The sequence below is a fragment of the Mesorhizobium sp. P2_D5 genome, from assembly GCF_056404355.1.
The window spans coordinates 701830-717624 of the sequence record NZ_JBFUEE010000001.1 but is presented as its reverse complement, the minus strand read 5'-3'; the positions used below and the strand labels follow the sequence as shown (position 1 = coordinate 717624).

The window sequence follows — 15795 nt, the reverse complement described above, 5'->3', positions numbered from 1 at the left end:
CGATTTAGGGTTTTCAGGCGACCTTACGAAGATTTAATTTCCAGACGGCGGCCGGTCACAATGTCGTGGGGTGGCGGCAAGACGGTCTTCCCAGCCCCGCAGAGGGATCAGATCGCGTCGGTTCGCCCGAGATATGCTGTGGCGATGTCGTGCATGCGCTTGCCGTCGAAGCTCGGCCCGTGGCCGCCATGGCCGATGCGGATCGGGACGTCGAGCAGGCGCTGCATCGTGCGGCGATAGGCTGTTCGATCGGAGTCCGGCAGGTCGTCGATCAACGTGTCGTCGTAGATGGCGTCGCCGCTGAAGAACAGGCCATCGGCCTCGTCGAGCAGCGCGATCGAATCCGGCGAATGTCCGGGCAGGTGCAGCACGCGAAACTGACGGTCGCCGAGATCGATCACGTCGCCCTCGTCAAGGGTTCGCGTCAATGGCGCTGAGGGGATCCTGTAATCGCCTGCCTTCCAGCCCGGCGCGGGCAGTTTCGAGACGGCACCTTCAAGGTCGTGGAGCATGTAGGCATAGGTCGCGGCGTCATCCATGGTCTCGAACTGCGCGGCACTCATCCTTGGCCCGGCCCGCAACGGGAACTCGTGCAGCGATCCGACATGGTCGAGATGGATATGGGTTGCGACGACGAGCAGCGGCTTGCCGTCGGACAACTCGATCTCCGGCGCCAGCGGACAGATGCCCATGCCGGTGTCGACCAGAAGGTCGACATCGCGGCCGCGCAGATGCCAGATGTTGGCGCGCACGTATTCGTGCACGAACGGCTCGGTCAGCATCGACGTCTTCTCGTCGACGATGCTCTTGCTGAACCAGCCCGGCATCAAGTGTGAGCCCGGCATCACGTGTGAGCCCGGCATCACGTACAAGCCGGCATCAGACGAACGGCTTCCCGACCTTGTATTTTTCCGGCACCAGCCGCTTGAGATAGGCCATGCCGGCCTCGGACAGCTGATTGACATCGGGCTTCATGAAATCGTCGGGCATATGGCGGGTCTTGCCGGCGACGTTCTTCAACGGCACCTTCTTCAGCACCGTTTTGGCGCCGTCATATTGCAGCGCCACCGAGCCGCCACCCTGTTCAGCGACGCTGACCGCAAAAGCGCCGGCATCAAACGCCTCCTGCGCGTCGACAGCGCTGATGGCGCCGATATAGCCGCGCGGCATGTAGCCGAGTGCATCGACGCGGGCCCGCTTGCCGGGCAGGCCTTCGGCCAGCGCGCGCTCAAGTGCGGCCGGCAGGTCGCTGCCCGACAGCTTGACGTTGCCGTGCGCGTCGCGCTCGAGCTTCTCCGGCGGCACCAGGCTTTCGACCAGCGCCTTGCCATCGGCGGTGCTGACACCTTCCGACACGGCGACGATACAGCGCTTGTGGCGGTCGAGCGTGGCGCGCACGTCGTCGATGAAGCCGGCCGCGGAGAATGGGCGCTCCGGCACGTAGACGAGGTGTGGGCCGCTGTCGGGGTCGAGTTGCCAGGCCGCGGCAGCGGCCGTGAGGAAGCCGGCGTGACGGCCCATGACGATGCCGACATAGATGCCGGGCAGAGCGCGGAAATCGAGGTCGACGGACAGGAAGGCGCCAGCGACGAACTCGGCCGCCGAGATGAAGCCCGGCGTGTGATCGTTCTCCTCGAGATCATTGTCGATGGTTTTCGGTGCATGGACGAAAGCGATCGTGCCGCCGGCGGCGTCGGTCAGGATCTGCTGCGTGCCGGACGTGTCATTGCCGCCGATGTAGATGAAGGCGTCGGCGCCGGCCTTCTTCAGCCCGTTCAGGATAACCTCGCAATAGGCGGCGTCCGGCTTGTCGCGAGTCGAGCCGAGGGCCGCACTTGGCGTGCCGGCGATCAGCCGCAGCCGGTCTTCCGGGATGGCGGAGAGGTCAACATAGTTGCCGTCACGAATGCCGCGCACGCCGTGAATGGAGCCGAGCACCTTGGCGCCGGGATGCCGCTTGCGGATCTCCAACGTCGCCCCGACCACTGTCTGGTTGATGACGGCGGTCGGGCCGCCGCCCTGCGCGATAACGAAAGTTCCGGCCATTCCTGACGTCTCCCGAGCGATGAAATTCGCAGGCACATTCGCCTGTCTTTCGCCATCGCGCAACGGGAGAACCAGAGCATGATCCCGAAAAGCATGCCCCCGGCCCGAGGGTGGGAACCGGCTTTCGCCAGAGATCATGCTCGAACAGAAAGAGAAGCGGCCGCACCGGCGGCCGGCAGAGTCACATGACGACGACCGGGTTTTTCTTGGAGACGCGGCTGTAGAGGTCGATGATGTCCTGGTTGATCAGGCGCACGCAGCCCGACGACATCGCCTGGCCGATGCTCCACCATTCGGGCGAACCGTGGATGCGATAGCCGGTGTCCTTGCCATCCTGATAGATATAGAGCGCCCGGGCGCCAAGCGGGTTGGTGAGGCCGCCGGGCTGGCCGGACTGCCATTTCACCAGCTCCGGCTTGCGGGCAATCATTTCGGGCGGCGGCGTCCAGGTCGGCCATTCCCTGCCGTACTGGATGTTGGCGCGGCCGGACCAGCGGAAGCCGTCCTTGCCAATGCCGACTCCGTAGCGGATGGCTTCACCGCCCGGCTGGACGAGATAGAGCATGCGCTCCTGCAGGTGGACGACGATGGTGCCGGGCGCCTCGCCGGTCGTGTCGACGACGATCTGGCGGCGGAATTCCGGCTTGACCTTCAGATAGGGCACTTCCGGCACGTTGAAGCCGCCATCGGTCAGCCCCGCATACATCAGGTCGGGGCTGGTGATGTGCTTGTCAACGCTGATGCTCGGCCGGATCGGCACTGAGCCGGTGACCGTATCGTCGAGATCCAGCATCGGCAGACCGCCGCCCGAGGTCGAGCAGCCGGCAGCGCTGAGCAGAGCCAATGCCCCTGCGCCGGACAGGATGGTGCGACGGGAAAGATGATGATCGGTTTCGATTGCGTCGCCGTTTCGCGGCGGCATCAGACCTTGCGGCAACTCACGCATATACCCAAACCCTACGCTGTCGGCGGGAAGCACGGTCCGGCCGGATGAAACGCATTTTCATCATTCATGGTTGATAAAGCGTGAAGGCCTTGCGCAGCCTGCGTTTGCGCGCTGCCTTGCTGGCGTTCGAGCCGCCGCCCGACCGCCGACCGAAGGGCTGCTGCACAAAAAGGTCTCCGTCAGGCCATATTCCCGGCGCCGGCGCTTCCTACCCCTGCAGGCGGCTACCGAGGGGGATCCATGTGCAAGACCTTAAAAACCGACATCAAGCTTTTTGCCGCGGCCATTGCCGCAGCAGCAATCGTTCTCGGTGCCGATGTCAGCCTGGCCGATATCGTGAACACACTGAGTGGCGCGAACTGACACCGACCTGCCGTTGGCGAAATTAGGAAATCACCCTTTACATTCTCCCGCTGCCAAGGATTTATCCTCTTCTTTACGCTCAAAGGAGACGAGCATGTCCTTCGAAAACTGGGCCGCCTTCACTGCCGCATCGACGATCCTTCTCATCATTCCAGGTCCGACCATCCTTCTGGTCGTGTCCTACGCGCTGGGCCAAGGCTGGCGTACCGCCTTGCCGATGGCGGTCGGCGTGGCGCTCGGCGACTTCACCGCCATGACGCTGTCGATGCTGGGCATCGGCGCGCTGCTGGCCGCTTCGGCGACCGTCTTCACCGTCCTGAAGCTGATCGGCGCCGGCTATCTGATCTATCTCGGCGTGAAATTGTTTCGCGCCGGCGGCGCGCTGAAAGCCGAACCGCGCACCGATGTGGTGTCCTCGGCCAAGATGATGGCGCATGCCTGGCTGGTCACCGCGCTCAACCCGAAAAGCATCACCTTCTTCGTCGCCTTCCTGCCGCAGTTCCTCGACCGGCATGCCGATTTCTGGACGCAGATGCTGATCTTCGAGACGACCTTCCTGGCGCTCGCCTTCGCCAATGCCTTCGGCTATGCGCTGATCGCGGCGCGCGCACGCAACGTCGTGCGCAATCCCAAGGCGATCCGCATCTTCAACCGCACCGGCGGCACGCTGCTGGTCGGCGCCGGCATCGCCACGGTGGCGATGCGTTCGGGCAATTAGGGACAATGGAGAAAATTTCGGCTTCACCATTTGACGCTGAAGCCGAGATTGCCCTGGAAAATGTACCGGTTGGCGAGTCTGTGGCCCATGCTTTAGGATCGCCTTGGGCCGAAGGATCGAGGCTCATCGCAAGCCGATCAAAGGACATTGCATGGCCATCAGGGACGCATTGGATCTAACACTTTCGGGCGCAACGGAGGCGGGGTTCACGCCCTACAGCCAGGCCGTGCGTGAACTACTGTGCTTCATCGGCGATCCCGTCGCCTCCATCGACCGTGCCATATCGGCGGATCCCGGTTTCGTCATGGCGCATGTCTTCAAAGGCTATCTCTTCGGCCTCGCCACCGAGCGTGACGCGACGGCGGTAGCCAGGGCTTGCCACGAGGCGGCGCTGCCGCTCGCCGCGACGCCGCGCGAAGAGGCGCATGTCTTGGCCCTCGGCCACCTCGCCAACGGGCGCTGGCATGACGCCGCCAGGGTTCTCGAGGATATCGCCATCGAGACCCCGCTCGACGCGCTGGCGCTGCAGGTCGGGCACCAGATCGACTTCTTCACAGGCAATGCGCGCATGTTGCGTGACCGCATCGCCCGCGCTTTGCCGTCCTGGCGGAGCGATATGCCCGGTTATCATGGCATTCTCGGCATGCAGGCCTTCGGGCTGGAGGAAATGGGCGACTACACCAGGGCCGAAAAGCTTGGCCGCGCGGCGGTCGAGATCGAGCCGCGCGACGGCTGGGCGCAGCATGCGGTCGCGCATGTCATGGAAATGCAAAGCCGGCAAAGGGACGGCATCGCCTGGATGCGCGCCAATCCCGAGGCCTGGACAAGGGAGAGCTTCCTGCAGGTGCACAATTGGTGGCACCTGGCGCTGTTCCACTACGATCTCGCTGAGACCGACCAGGTGCTGGCGCTCTATGATGGACCGATCTATGGCACGCCATCGGCTATGGCGCTGAACATGGTCGATGCGTCGGCGATCCTGTGGCGGCTGCATCTCGGCGGCATCGATGTCGGTGACCGCTGGACGGCGCTCGCCGCCAATTGGCCCAAGGCCGGCGCCGGCGATTATGCCTTCAACGATGCGCATGCGATGATGGCCTTCGTTGGCGCCGGGCTCGGCACCCCAGCGCGGACCTTGCTCGAGGCGCAGCGCGAGGCGATGCATGGCAGCGGCGACAACGTCGCCTTCACGCGGGATGTCGGCCATCCGCTGACGCTGGCAATCAAGGCATTCGGCGAGGCCAACTACACCGAGACCGTGCAGCTGATACGGCCGATCCGGGCGATCGCCAACCGCTTCGGCGGCAGCCACGCACAGCGCGACGTCATCGACCTGACGCTGATCGAAGCGGCATTGCGGGCCGGCGACGGCGCGCTCGCCAGGGCGCTCACGGCCGAGCGTTCGATGGCGCGGCCGGACAGTCCGCTGTCAGTGCTGCTTTCGCGGCGCGCCGCCGATTTGTCAGAGAATTGACCCGAAGCGGATCTTGTCTTAAAAACTGGCCAAGCCAGATTTTTTCGAGATCCGAAAAAATTAATGGCATGGGAGGAAATCATGTATCTCGGCCTCGATCTCGGGACATCGGGCGTCAAGGCGCTGCTGATCGATGCCGGGCAGACTGTCATCGGCTCCGGTCACGCATCGCTCGACGTGTCGCGGCCGCATCCGGGCTGGTCGGAACAGGATCCGTCTCACTGGATACGCGCTTGCGAAGAAGCAATTGCCGAACTGAAGGCTTCCCACCCAAGCCAGCTCGCCGCGGTGAAGGGCATCGGCCTGTCGGGACAGATGCATGGCGCGACCTTGCTCGATTCCGCCGACGAGGTGCTGCGGCCCTGCATCCTGTGGAACGACACGCGCAGCCATGCCGAGGCGGCGGCGCTGGACGCCGACCCGCGCTTTCGCCAGCTGACCGGCAACATCGTCTTTCCAGGCTTCACCGCGCCGAAACTTGCCTGGGTGAAGAACAACGAGCCCGCGGTCTTCGCCAAGGTCGCAAAAGTGCTGCTGCCCAAGGATTTCCTTCGGCTCTGGCTTTCGGGTGAGTACATTTCGGAAATGTCGGATTCGGCCGGCACCTCCTGGCTCGATGTCGGCAAGCGGCGCTGGAGTGCGGACCTGCTCGCGGCGACATCGCTCGACGAGAAGCAGATGCCGTCGCTGGTCGAGGGCACACAGAAGGCCGGGGCCCTGCGCAGCGAACTGGCCTCGAAATGGGGCATGCAGGCCGGCATCCCGATCGCCGGCGGCGCTGGCGACAATGCGGCTTCGGCATGCGGCATGGGCACGGTCGGTGCAGGCCACGCCTTTGTCTCGCTCGGCACATCGGGTGTGCTGTTTGCCGCCAATGCTTCCTATCTGCCCAACCCGGCAAGCGCCGTCCACACGTTCTGCCATGCGCTTCCGAACACCTGGCATCAGATGGGCGTCATCCTGTCGGCGACCGATTCGCTGAATTGGCTGGCGGAGATCACCGGCAAAGGCGCGGGCGAACTGACCGCCGAGCTCGGCGATATGCTGAAGGCGCCGAGCGGCGTGTCCTTCCTGCCCTATCTGTCGGGCGAGCGCACGCCCTACAATGATGCCGCCATCCGCGGCGCGTTCACCGGATTGGCGCATGAATCGAGCCGCGTGGTGCTGACGCAGGCCGTGCTCGAAGGCGTCGCCTTTGCCTTCCGCGACAGTCTCGAGGCACTCGCCACAGCCGGCACGACCTTGACGCGGGTGACGGCGATCGGCGGCGGTTCGCGGTCGCGCTACTGGCTGAAAGCGATCGCCACCGCGCTTGGCCTGCCCGTCGATATTCCCGCCGATGGCGATTTCGGCGCCGCCTTCGGCGCGGCGCGGCTTGGCCTGCTCGCGGCGACGGGTGCCGATCCCCTCAGCATCTGCACGGCACCCAGGACGGATGCCACGATCGAACCGGATGCGGCACTCGGCAGCGTCTATGCCGATGCCTATCAGCGCTACCGGGCGCTGTATCCGGCGATCAAGGTGGCCACGGCGTGACTGCGTTCTCGCCCACGCCGCGGTCTGCCAGGGCGGCGTTATTGCGCCGGCACCTTGTCGAGAAAGCCAGTGACGTTCTTCAGGCGGCCGTTCTCGATGACGCCGATGTCGGTGCCTTCGATGATGGAGGGAGTGCCTTCCGGGCCAAGGTTCCACGAGAAGCGGATGGTGTCGGCAAAACCGTCCGGCGTGCCCTTCAGCGAGAACCGGAAGCCGGCAAAGCGCTGCTGCACGCCGTCGATCAGCGCCGCGACGCCTGCATGGCCGTCGCCCTGCATCAGCGGATCGCGATAGCTGACGTCTTCGGTGAAGGTCGCCTTGAGCAATTCGACCCGGCGATCCGCGTCGCTCTCGTTCCAGGCGCTGATGTAGCCTTCGGCGATCTTGATGAGGTTGGTCATGGTCTGTCTCCTTCGTTTGACGGTTTTGACATGAGCCTTTTCGACCGGCGGAAGAACGAAACCAATTACGCCTGAGGTAATCAGGGCGAACTATTCGAGAGAGGACAAAGATCATGAGCAGCGGATTTTTCGGCGACATCAAACAGATCAAGTATGAGGGGCCGGATTCGACCAATCCGCTCGCTTACCGGTTCTACAATCCCGACGAGGTGGTGGCCGGCAAGCGGCTGGAAGACCATCTGCGTTTCGCCGTCGCCTACTGGCATTCCTTCGCCTGGCCGGGCGGCGACCCGTTCGGCGGGCAGACCTTCGACCGTCCGTGGTTCCCGAAAGCGGGCGGCGTCGACACGATGGAACTGGCGAAGCTCAAGGCCGATGTCGCCTTCGAAATGTTCTCGCTGCTCGGCGCGCCCTATTTCTGCTTCCACGACGCCGATGTGAGGCCCGAGGGCAAGGACTTTTCCGAAAGTGCGACACGCCTCGACGAGATCGCGGACTATTTCGCCACCAAGATGAAGCAGACCGGCGTCAAGCTCTTGTGGGGCACGGCGAACCTGTTCTCCAATCGCCGCTTCATGTCGGGCGCCGCCACCAATCCCGATCCGGATGTGTTTGCCTATGCGGCGGCGACGGTGAAAAGCTGCATCGACGTCACCAAGCGGCTGAAGGGCGAGAATTACGTGCTGTGGGGTGGCCGCGAGGGCTATGAGACACTGCTCAACACCGACCTTGCCCGCGAGCAGGAACAGGCCGGCCGCTTCCTCAGCTTGGTCGTCGACTACAAGCACAAGATAGGCTTCAAGGGCACGATCCTGATCGAGCCGAAGCCGCAGGAGCCGACCAAGCATCAGTACGACTATGATGTCGCGACGGTCTATGGCTTCCTCAAACGCTTCGGGCTGGAGAAGGAGGTCAAGGTCAACATCGAGCAGGGCCACGCCATCCTGGCCGGCCATTCCTTCGAGCACGAGCTGGCGCTGGCCAATGCGCTCGGCATTTTCGGTTCGATCGACATGAACCGCAACGACTACCAGTCGGGCTGGGATACCGACCAGTTCCCCAACAACGTGCCGGAAATGGCGCTGGCCTATTACCAGGTCCTGCAGGCCGGCGGCTTCAAGACCGGCGGCACCAATTTCGATGCCAAGCTGCGCCGCCAATCGCTCGACCCGCAGGATCTGCTGATCGGCCACATCGGCGGCATGGATTCGTGCGCGCGCGGCCTGAAAGCCGCAGCCCGCATGGTCGAGCACAAGGCGCTGTCCGCACCTCTGGCAGAACGTTACGCCGGCTGGAACACGGCCGAGGGCAAGGCGATGCTTGCCGGCAAGCGCACGCTGGAAGAGATCGCCGAGCGCGTCGTCAAGAAGAAGATCGAGCCACAGCCAAGGTCCGGCCGCCAGGAACTGCTGGAAAACATCGTCAACCGGTACGTGTGAAGCCTGATCTCTGGACCGACATCCACCACCTCTGGCTGAAAGCAGCCGTGGTCGCCTTCTGCTAGTCACGGATCTTTGTTGGCCTGTGCGAGTTCAAGGTGCCGCGCCGCCGAAAAGGCGACGCGGCGGCTGGCAGGAGGAGGAGATGGCAGAGATCGAATCATCGTGCGCCGGGCGCAGGCAACCGACATCCCGGCGTTGAAGCAGGTGCTACAGGAAACATTCCAAGGCACCTGGCTGCCGAACATCACTCAGAAATCGGCGCAGCGCTACGTCGAATTGGATACTGGCGGGCGCTACGTCGACCAGAGCTGGCCGGAATTTGCCGTTGCCGAGATCGATGGCGACGTCGCCGGCCTGATCCATTGGCGCGCGGACTTCATCGAAGCCCTGCACGTCATGGCGTCGCGCCAAGGGCAAGGTGTCGGCCGCAAGCTGCTTTCCCATGCCGAACAGGCGATTGGCGCCGCCGGATTTGCGCAGGCGCGGCTGGAAACCGACACGTTCAACCTGCGCAGCCAGACGCTCTACAAAGCGGTTGGCTATGCCGAGAAAGATCGCTACCCCGACGACGAATGGGACAGCGGCTTCACCACCGTGCTGTTCGAGAAGCGGCTGTAGACGTCTCCGACCTGGCCTGGCCAGACGCGGGAACGACTTTGCGCAAGGCTGGCTCCGACGACACGGTTCTGCCCTCTACCGCCCTTCAATGACCTCGCTCTTGCCTTCAAACTGCCGTCACGTATCTCGTATAAGACTGGCTCGTGGCGGGAAGGAAGAAGGAGGCGAACCGATATGCAGAACGAACGTGAAATCGACGCCCTGCTCTCACCTGGCGAGGCCGGATCGATCATCGACCGGCTGATGGCAATGCCGCATCCGAAAGACGGCACGCAGCGCACAAACGAATGGGATCGCGCGGTTGCCGCGCGACTTGAAACAGTGCTGGCCAAGAGCATGCGCTCGCGCATTGTCCACGAAAGCCGCGATGTCGCTTGAAGGTCCCTGTGGTTTGACGAACGGAGCCTGTTTCGTCATCCTTCGCCGATGGTACGCGCGGTGCTTCTGGACCTTTTGGGTGTCGTCTACAATGGCGACACCCCGATAGCGGGCGCTGTCTCGGCAATCGATCGCCTGCGCAATGCGGGCTTGCCGCTCCGCTTTGTCAGCAACACAACTCGCTCAACACACAAGGCAATCATCGCGCAACTTACCGCCCTCGGCGTCGAGGTTGGAGAAGAGGAATTGCTGACGCCGGCGCATGCCGCCGTCGAATGGCTGCGCAGGCACGGCCTCACACCGCATCTGCTCGTCCATCCCAACCTGGAGCCTGAGTTTTCCGGACTGGACGGCGCAAATGGGCGGGCCGTCATCGTCGGAGATGCAGGCGAAGCCTTCGATCATGCCAGGCTCAACCGGGCGTTCCGCGAGCTGGTGGCCGGCGCCGATTTTGTGGCGCTCGCCACCAATCGCACCTTCAAGGATGCAGACGGTCTGCTTAGCCTGGACACCGGCGCCTTCGTTGCCGCCCTCGAATTCGCCAGTGGCCGAAGCCCTGTCGTGCTCGGCAAGCCGTCACCGGACTTCTTTCTTTCGGCGCTTGCCAATATGAACTGCCCGACCGCCGATGCGGTCATGGTCGGCGACGATGCCGAGAGCGATGTCGCCGGCGCGCTGCGCGCCGGGCTTGGTGCGGCGCTGCTTGTGCGGACAGGCAAGTATCGCCCAAACGACGAAACACGTTTCAATCCGGCGCCCACGGCGGTGGTAGATGACCTCGCCGCCGCGACCGACTGGATACTCACCAACCGCGCCGTACTCTGACTGGCGCCTCGCCAAAAGCCCGTGAAAACGCCCTCGAAAACGCCGCAGCGGACGAAAATCCGGTCCGCCCGGCAATATCGGCCATCGCCACCCTGGTGTCGACCACCAGCCGGCGCGCCGCCCCCAGCCGAAGCCTGAGATAGTAGGCACCCGGCGTCTCGCCGATCGACTTGCGAAAGATGCTTTCCAGTGTCCGCGCCGTCACGCCGGCGCGCTTGGCCACCGCTTCTATGGTCAGCGGCTGGTCGACATGCGATTCCATCAATCGGATGGCTTGCGCCAGCCGTGGATCATAGCCATCGAGCCGGCCGAGCGAGACCAGCGGCTGGGCATCGGTGGCGGCGCGTGCCTGGTCGTAGATGAAGACGCTGGCGACATCGAGCGCCACCGCCATGCCGAGGCGCGTGCGAATGAGATGCAGCATCAGGTCGAAGGTCGGCGACGCGCCGCCTGAGGTGAAGACCGGTCCGTCGATGACATAGCGGTCCGGGCGGACATCGACGCCGGGAAAGGCCGACGAAAAATCCTCCATATCCTCCCAGTGGGTGGTGGCGCTGCGCCCTTCCAGCAGGCCGGCGCGCGCTACCAGCCAGGTACCGGCCTCGACGCCGCCGCAGGCACGCGCCGTCCGTGCCGCCCGGCGCAGGCCTGACAACAGAGCCGACGTTGCGTAGTTCTGTGTGCCGAAGCCGGCGACGACGACAAGCACGTCGGTTGGATCGGCCGCGTCGAAGCGGCCACTGACCGCCACCGGCAGGCCGCACGTGGTGACTGGAGCCTCGCCGGTGACCGAGACCAGCTTGAAATCGAAGAGGGTCTCGCCGGAGATGCGGTTGGCGGCGCGCAAGGGATCGACTGCCGACGCGACGCACATGATCGACGAGCCGGAAAACACCAGCAGCGTCACCTTGAGCGGCAGGCGCTCCGCGCGAAAGATGTCGGATTTTTCGCTTTTTATCATATGCCCTTCGTAAAAGGCAAAACAGTTTCCGGCAAGTCAGGCAATGTTGGTTAGTTCTTATGCATGTCGGTGTCCCAAAACCGGTTGCCACTTTTGGGCGGCATGCATGGTTGTTTCGATTGGGAGGAGAATTCGATGCCGCTCGCGATGAACCGTGAGGTCTTCATTACCTGTGCCGTGACCGGGTCCGGTGGCTCGCAGGACCGCAGCCCGCATGTGCCGCGCTCGCCCAAGCAGATCGCCGATTCGGCCATCGACGCGGCTAAGGCGGGTGCCGCGATCGTGCATTGCCATGTGCGCGACCCCGAAACAGGCAAACCTCGTCGCGACGTGCATCTCTACCGCGAAGTGACAGAGCGCATCCGCGCGGCAAACGTCGACGTCATCCTGAACCTGACCGCCGGCATGGGCGGCGACATGGTGTTCGGCTCGCCCGAAGCACCGCTGCCTTTGAATGAAAAAGGCACCGACATGGGCGGCGCCACCAACCGCATGGAACATGTGCGCCAGTGCCTGCCGGAAATCTGCACGCTCGACTGCGGCACCATGAATTTCGCAGAGGCCGACTATGTCATGACCAACACGCCCGGCATGCTGCGCGCCATGGGAGGCATGATGACGGCGCTCGGCGTCAAGCCGGAGATCGAGGCCTTCGACACCGGTCATCTGTGGTTCGCCAAGCAGCTGGTCGAGGAAAAGGTGCTGAACCCGGATGCCCTAGTGCAGCTCTGCATGGGCGTGCCGTGGGGTGCGCCTGACGATCTCAACACCTTCATGGCCATGGTCAACAATGTGCCGTCGACCTGGAACTGGTCGGCCTTTGCCATCGGCCGCAACCAGATGGCCTATGCAGCCGCAGCGGTGCTTGCCGGCGGCAATGTCCGCGTCGGGCTGGAAGACAATCTCTGGCTCGACAAGGGCGTGCTGGCAACCAATGCACAGCTAGTAGAGCGTGCCGCCAGCATCGTCACCAATCTGGGCGCCAGGATTCTCGGGCCCGAAGAAGTGCGCAAGAAGCTGAACCTGACCAAGCGGGCGCCGATAGCGGCATGAGCATGATCCCGAAAAATGGGAACCGGTTTTCCCGGACAAACGAAACGGTTTGTCCAGAGATCATGCTCAAACAAGAAGACTAATTCGCTGGGAGGTCGGCATGACTACCGTCAAGTTCACCGCGATGAAGGATGGCGACAGGCACGACTACGAGTTCCTGACCGCGCATGAGATCGACTATGCGGCAAAGACCGGCGAGCGGCTGCTCGACGCGCTGGTCCAGCTCGATGAAGGCCTGTCGGGCTACAAGATCACCCGGCTCGGCCATTCGCTGCAGGCGGCGACGCGCGCCTGGCGCGATGGCGCCGACACCGACTGGATCGCCTGCGCGCTGCTGCACGACATCGGCGACATCTACGCGCCCTACAATCACGATGAATATGCCGCTTCGATCCTGAAACCCTTCGTGCGCGAGCAATGCACCTGGGTGGTGGAGAAGCATGGCGACTTCCAGCGGCTCTACTATGCCCATCATCTTGGTGGGAACCGCCACGCCCGCGACCGCTTTGCCGGCCACGCCTATTTCGACGATTGCGATGCGTTTTGCGAACGCTGGGACCAGTCGAGTTTCGACCCCGACTATGACACGCTGCCAATCGAATTCTTCCGGCCGTCCGTGCTCGAAGTCTTTGCCCGCAAGGCCTATGACCCGTCCGTGATCCGCGCCGGCGAGCGCGTGCCCCTCCTCGATTCTGAAACCGCCACCAAGAGAACCGGAGCCTAAGCATGAGCATCATCAACAAGGCGGCCGCCATCGGCGGCGGTGTCATCGGCGCCGGCTGGGTGGCGCGCCTGCTGCTCAACGGCATCGACGTTTCGATCTTCGATCCCGATCCGGAAGCGTCGCGCAAGGTCAACGAAGTGATGAAGGGAGCGCGCCGCGCCTATAAGCAGATGGTGCCCGGCGGCCTGCCGAAAGAGGGCCGGCTGACCTTTGCCAAGACCATCGCCGAGGCGGTCGCCGACGCAGATTTCATCCAGGAAAGCGTGCCGGAACGGCTCGACCTCAAGCACCGCGTGCTGGCCGAGATCGATGCCCACGCACCAGCCAATGCCATTGTCGGCTCCTCGACCTCCGGCATCAAGCCGACCGACATGCAGGTGGCGATGAAGAAGCACCCTGAGCGGCTGGTCGTCGGCCATCCGTTCAACCCGGTCTATCTGCTGCCGCTGGTCGAGATCGTCGGCGGCGAGCAGACCTTTCCCGAAGCGATCGAAGTCGCCAAGGAGATCTACGCCTCGATCGGCATGAAACCTGTCGTCATCCGCAAGGAAATCGAAGCCTTCGTCGGTGACCGCCTGCTCGAAGCGGCATGGCGCGAGGCGCTGTGGCTGATCAAGGACGGCATTTGCACCGTTGAGGAACTCGACGACATCATGCGCTATGGCTTCGGCCTGCGCTGGGCGCAGATGGGCATGTTCCAGGTCTATCGCGTCGCCGGCGGCGAGGCCGGCATGCGCCACTTCATGGCGCAGTTCGGTCCGTGCCTGAAATGGCCGTGGACCAAGCTGATGGACGTGCCAGAGTTCAACGACGAATTGGTCGACCTGATCGCAACGCAGTCGGACGACCAGGCGCATGGGCTGTCGATCCGCGAGCTGGAAAAGATCCGCGACGACAATCTGGTCGCCATCATGGACGCGCTGTCGAAGCAGAACAAAGGCAAAGGCTGGGGCGCTGGCGCCTTGCACAAGGACTATACCAAGCAGTTGGCCAAGCTGGCGGCGAAGAAGCCGACCGCCTCCAGGGCGGCAGAGAAGGCCAAGGCAAGCAAGCCGAAGAAAAAGACCGGCAAGAAGAAGGGCTGACCCCATGGATTTCGGGCTGTCGGAGGAACAGAAACTCATCGTCGAGACGACGCGTGCCTTCGTCGAAAACGAGCTTTATCCGCATGAGCGCGAGGTCGAGCGCACCGGCGTGCTGCGCCGCGAACTCATCGAGGAGATCAAGGTCAAGGCGATCGAAGCCGGCCTGTACGCCGCCAACATGCCGGCGGACGTCGGTGGCGCCGGGCTCGATACGGTGACCTGGCTGCTTTATGAAAAGGAGCTCGGCCGCGCCAACTATGCCCTGCATTGGACCTGCGTGGCGCGGCCGTCCAACATCCTTTTGGCCGGCACGCCGGAGCAGCGCGAAAAATATCTGTTCCCTTGCATCCGTGGCGAGAAATGGGACTGCCTGGCGATGACCGAGCCGGGCGCCGGTTCCGATCTGCGCGGCATGAAGGCGACCGCGGTGCAGGATGGCGACGACTGGGTGCTGAACGGCACCAAGCACTTCATCAGCCATGCCGATCTCGCCGATTTCGCCATCGTCTTCATGGCCTCGGGCGAAGAGGATTCGCCTCGCGGCAAGCGCAAGAAGATCACCGCCTTTTTCGTCGACAAGGGCACCAAGGGCTTTGCCGTGCGCGACGGCTATCGCAACGTCTCGCATCGCGGCTACACCAACGCCATCCTCGAATTCGATGATTGCCGGCTTCCCGCGAGCCAGGTGCTCGGCGAGGTCCATAAGGGATTTGACGTCGCCAATTCCTGGCTCGGCGCCACCCGGCTGCAGGTCGGGGCCACCTGCCTCGGCCGCGCCGAGCGGGCGCTTGGCCATGCCGTCGAGTATGCCGCGCAGCGCCAGCAGTTCGGCCAGCAGATCGGCAAGTTCCAGGGCGTGTCGTTCAAGCTTGCCGACATGGCGACGGAACTGAAGGCGGCTGACCTGATGGTGTTCGAAGCCGGCTGGAAGTACGATCAGGGCACCGTCACCGATCAGGACATGGCCATGGCCAAACTGAAGGCCACCGAAATGCTTGCTTTCGTCGCCGACGAAGCGATCCAGATTCATGGCGGCATGGGGCTGATGGACGACCTGCCGCTGGAGCGTATCTGGCGCGACGCGCGCGTCGAGCGTATCTGGGAAGGCACGTCCGAGATCCAGCGCCACATCATTTCACGGGCGCTGCTGCGCCCGTTTGGAGCCTGAGCATGATCGCGAAAAGTGGTATCCGGTTTTCTCGGACAAACTATCTCGTTTGTCCCG

Annotated in this window: 17 protein-coding genes; 12 read left to right on the top strand and 5 right to left on the bottom strand. The window is 63.5% G+C overall.

Annotated features, from left to right (window positions below; all coding sequences use genetic code 11):
• Positions 1–107 precede the first annotated feature (107 nt).
• The 3 genes from AC1DYW_RS03505 to AC1DYW_RS03495 all read right to left on the bottom strand — a co-directional run bounded on the left by AC1DYW_RS03505 (position 108) and on the right by AC1DYW_RS03495 (position 2992).
• A complete protein-coding gene (locus AC1DYW_RS03505) occupies positions 108–827 on the bottom strand; it encodes an MBL fold metallo-hydrolase (RefSeq protein ID WP_477225569.1) in 720 nt (239 codons plus the stop codon).
• Positions 828–879: 52 nt separating this feature from the next.
• Positions 880–2046, bottom strand: a complete 1167-nt coding sequence (locus AC1DYW_RS03500; RefSeq protein ID WP_477225130.1) for a diphosphate--fructose-6-phosphate 1-phosphotransferase — start codon at positions 2044–2046, stop codon at positions 880–882.
• A 181-nt stretch (positions 2047–2227) separates the two neighbouring features.
• Positions 2228–2992: a L,D-transpeptidase gene (locus tag AC1DYW_RS03495; RefSeq protein WP_477225129.1), complete on the bottom strand. Its 765-nt coding sequence runs from the start codon at positions 2990–2992 to the stop codon at positions 2228–2230.
• A 240-nt stretch (positions 2993–3232) separates the two neighbouring features.
• Between AC1DYW_RS03495 and AC1DYW_RS03490 the strand changes: the two genes are divergently transcribed.
• From AC1DYW_RS03490 to xylB, 4 genes are all read left to right on the top strand, one after another.
• Complete coding sequence (locus AC1DYW_RS03490; protein ID WP_477225128.1) at positions 3233–3355, top strand: hypothetical protein; 123 nt, start codon at positions 3233–3235, stop codon at positions 3353–3355.
• A gap of 94 nt (positions 3356–3449) precedes the next feature.
• Positions 3450–4073: a LysE family translocator gene (locus tag AC1DYW_RS03485; protein WP_457151079.1), complete on the top strand. Its 624-nt coding sequence runs from the start codon at positions 3450–3452 to the stop codon at positions 4071–4073.
• A gap of 151 nt (positions 4074–4224) precedes the next feature.
• Positions 4225–5547 (top strand): tetratricopeptide repeat protein, encoded by a 1323-nt coding sequence (locus AC1DYW_RS03480; protein WP_477225127.1) that lies wholly within the window; start codon positions 4225–4227, stop codon positions 5545–5547.
• Between the two features lie 81 nt (positions 5548–5628).
• Complete coding sequence (xylB, locus tag AC1DYW_RS03475) at positions 5629–7083, top strand: xylulokinase (protein ID WP_477225126.1); 1455 nt, start codon at positions 5629–5631, stop codon at positions 7081–7083.
• Between the two features lie 38 nt (positions 7084–7121).
• Here xylB and AC1DYW_RS03470 read toward each other — a convergent pair whose 3' ends face one another.
• A complete protein-coding gene (locus tag AC1DYW_RS03470) occupies positions 7122–7484 on the bottom strand; it encodes a nuclear transport factor 2 family protein (protein WP_477225125.1) in 363 nt (120 codons plus the stop codon).
• A 113-nt stretch (positions 7485–7597) separates the two neighbouring features.
• Here AC1DYW_RS03470 and xylA point away from each other — a divergent pair, with 113 nt between their 5' ends.
• From xylA to AC1DYW_RS03450, 4 genes are all read left to right on the top strand, one after another.
• On the top strand, positions 7598–8923 hold the full coding sequence (xylA, locus tag AC1DYW_RS03465; RefSeq protein ID WP_477225124.1) for a xylose isomerase: 1326 nt from the start codon (positions 7598–7600) through the stop codon (positions 8921–8923).
• Positions 8924–9088: 165 nt separating this feature from the next.
• Positions 9089–9544: an N-acetyltransferase family protein gene (locus AC1DYW_RS03460; protein WP_477225123.1), complete on the top strand. Its 456-nt coding sequence runs from the start codon at positions 9089–9091 to the stop codon at positions 9542–9544.
• Positions 9545–9718: 174 nt separating this feature from the next.
• Positions 9719–9922 carry a hypothetical protein gene (locus AC1DYW_RS03455; RefSeq protein WP_095083103.1) on the top strand — a complete coding sequence of 68 codons (204 nt, stop codon included), beginning with the start codon at positions 9719–9721 and terminating at the stop codon, positions 9920–9922.
• 60 nt (positions 9923–9982) lie between these two features.
• Positions 9983–10747: a TIGR01458 family HAD-type hydrolase gene (locus tag AC1DYW_RS03450; RefSeq protein WP_477225122.1), complete on the top strand. Its 765-nt coding sequence runs from the start codon at positions 9983–9985 to the stop codon at positions 10745–10747.
• Here AC1DYW_RS03450 and AC1DYW_RS03445 read toward each other — a convergent pair.
• Entirely contained in the window at positions 10725–11708 is a 984-nt protein-coding gene (locus AC1DYW_RS03445) for a GlxA family transcriptional regulator (RefSeq protein ID WP_184873122.1), read from the bottom strand. The genes AC1DYW_RS03450 and AC1DYW_RS03445 overlap by 23 nt on opposite strands.
• Positions 11709–11843: 135 nt before the next feature.
• Here AC1DYW_RS03445 and bcoG point away from each other — a divergent pair, with 135 nt between their 5' ends.
• The 4 genes from bcoG to AC1DYW_RS03425 all read left to right on the top strand — a co-directional run bounded on the left by bcoG (position 11844) and on the right by AC1DYW_RS03425 (position 15738).
• Complete coding sequence (gene bcoG / locus AC1DYW_RS03440; RefSeq protein ID WP_095084316.1) at positions 11844–12761, top strand: 3-dehydrocarnitine:acetyl-CoA trimethylamine transferase BcoG; 918 nt, start codon at positions 11844–11846, stop codon at positions 12759–12761.
• Between the two features lie 100 nt (positions 12762–12861).
• Positions 12862–13485 carry an HD domain-containing protein gene (locus tag AC1DYW_RS03435; RefSeq protein WP_477225121.1) on the top strand — a complete coding sequence of 208 codons (624 nt, stop codon included), beginning with the start codon at positions 12862–12864 and terminating at the stop codon, positions 13483–13485.
• A 2-nt stretch (positions 13486–13487) separates the two neighbouring features.
• On the top strand, positions 13488–14570 hold the full coding sequence (locus AC1DYW_RS03430) for a carnitine 3-dehydrogenase (protein ID WP_477225120.1): 1083 nt from the start codon (positions 13488–13490) through the stop codon (positions 14568–14570).
• 4 nt (positions 14571–14574) lie between these two features.
• Entirely contained in the window at positions 14575–15738 is a 1164-nt protein-coding gene (locus tag AC1DYW_RS03425; protein ID WP_457151090.1) for an acyl-CoA dehydrogenase family protein, read from the top strand.
• The last annotated feature ends 57 nt before the right edge of the window (positions 15739–15795 follow it).

Coding starts and splice junctions, on each gene's coding strand:
- AC1DYW_RS03505 (WP_477225569.1), bottom strand. CDS start 827: ATGCCGGGCTGGTTCAGCAAGAGCATCGTCGACGAGAAGACGTCGATG.
- AC1DYW_RS03435 (WP_477225121.1), top strand. CDS start 12,862: ATGACTACCGTCAAGTTCACCGCGATGAAGGATGGCGACAGGCACGAC.
- AC1DYW_RS03480 (WP_477225127.1), top strand. CDS start 4,225: ATGGCCATCAGGGACGCATTGGATCTAACACTTTCGGGCGCAACGGAG.
- AC1DYW_RS03485 (WP_457151079.1), top strand. CDS start 3,450: ATGTCCTTCGAAAACTGGGCCGCCTTCACTGCCGCATCGACGATCCTT.
- AC1DYW_RS03445 (WP_184873122.1), bottom strand. CDS start 11,708: ATGATAAAAAGCGAAAAATCCGACATCTTTCGCGCGGAGCGCCTGCCG.
- xylA (WP_477225124.1), top strand. CDS start 7,598: ATGAGCAGCGGATTTTTCGGCGACATCAAACAGATCAAGTATGAGGGG.
- AC1DYW_RS03470 (WP_477225125.1), bottom strand. CDS start 7,484: ATGACCAACCTCATCAAGATCGCCGAAGGCTACATCAGCGCCTGGAAC.
- xylB (WP_477225126.1), top strand. CDS start 5,629: ATGTATCTCGGCCTCGATCTCGGGACATCGGGCGTCAAGGCGCTGCTG.
- AC1DYW_RS03500 (WP_477225130.1), bottom strand. CDS start 2,046: ATGGCCGGAACTTTCGTTATCGCGCAGGGCGGCGGCCCGACCGCCGTC.
- AC1DYW_RS03430 (WP_477225120.1), top strand. CDS start 13,488: ATGAGCATCATCAACAAGGCGGCCGCCATCGGCGGCGGTGTCATCGGC.
- AC1DYW_RS03455 (WP_095083103.1), top strand. CDS start 9,719: ATGCAGAACGAACGTGAAATCGACGCCCTGCTCTCACCTGGCGAGGCC.
- bcoG (WP_095084316.1), top strand. CDS start 11,844: ATGCCGCTCGCGATGAACCGTGAGGTCTTCATTACCTGTGCCGTGACC.
- AC1DYW_RS03495 (WP_477225129.1), bottom strand. CDS start 2,992: ATGCGTGAGTTGCCGCAAGGTCTGATGCCGCCGCGAAACGGCGACGCA.
- AC1DYW_RS03425 (WP_457151090.1), top strand. CDS start 14,575: ATGGATTTCGGGCTGTCGGAGGAACAGAAACTCATCGTCGAGACGACG.
- AC1DYW_RS03490 (WP_477225128.1), top strand. CDS start 3,233: ATGTGCAAGACCTTAAAAACCGACATCAAGCTTTTTGCCGCGGCCATT.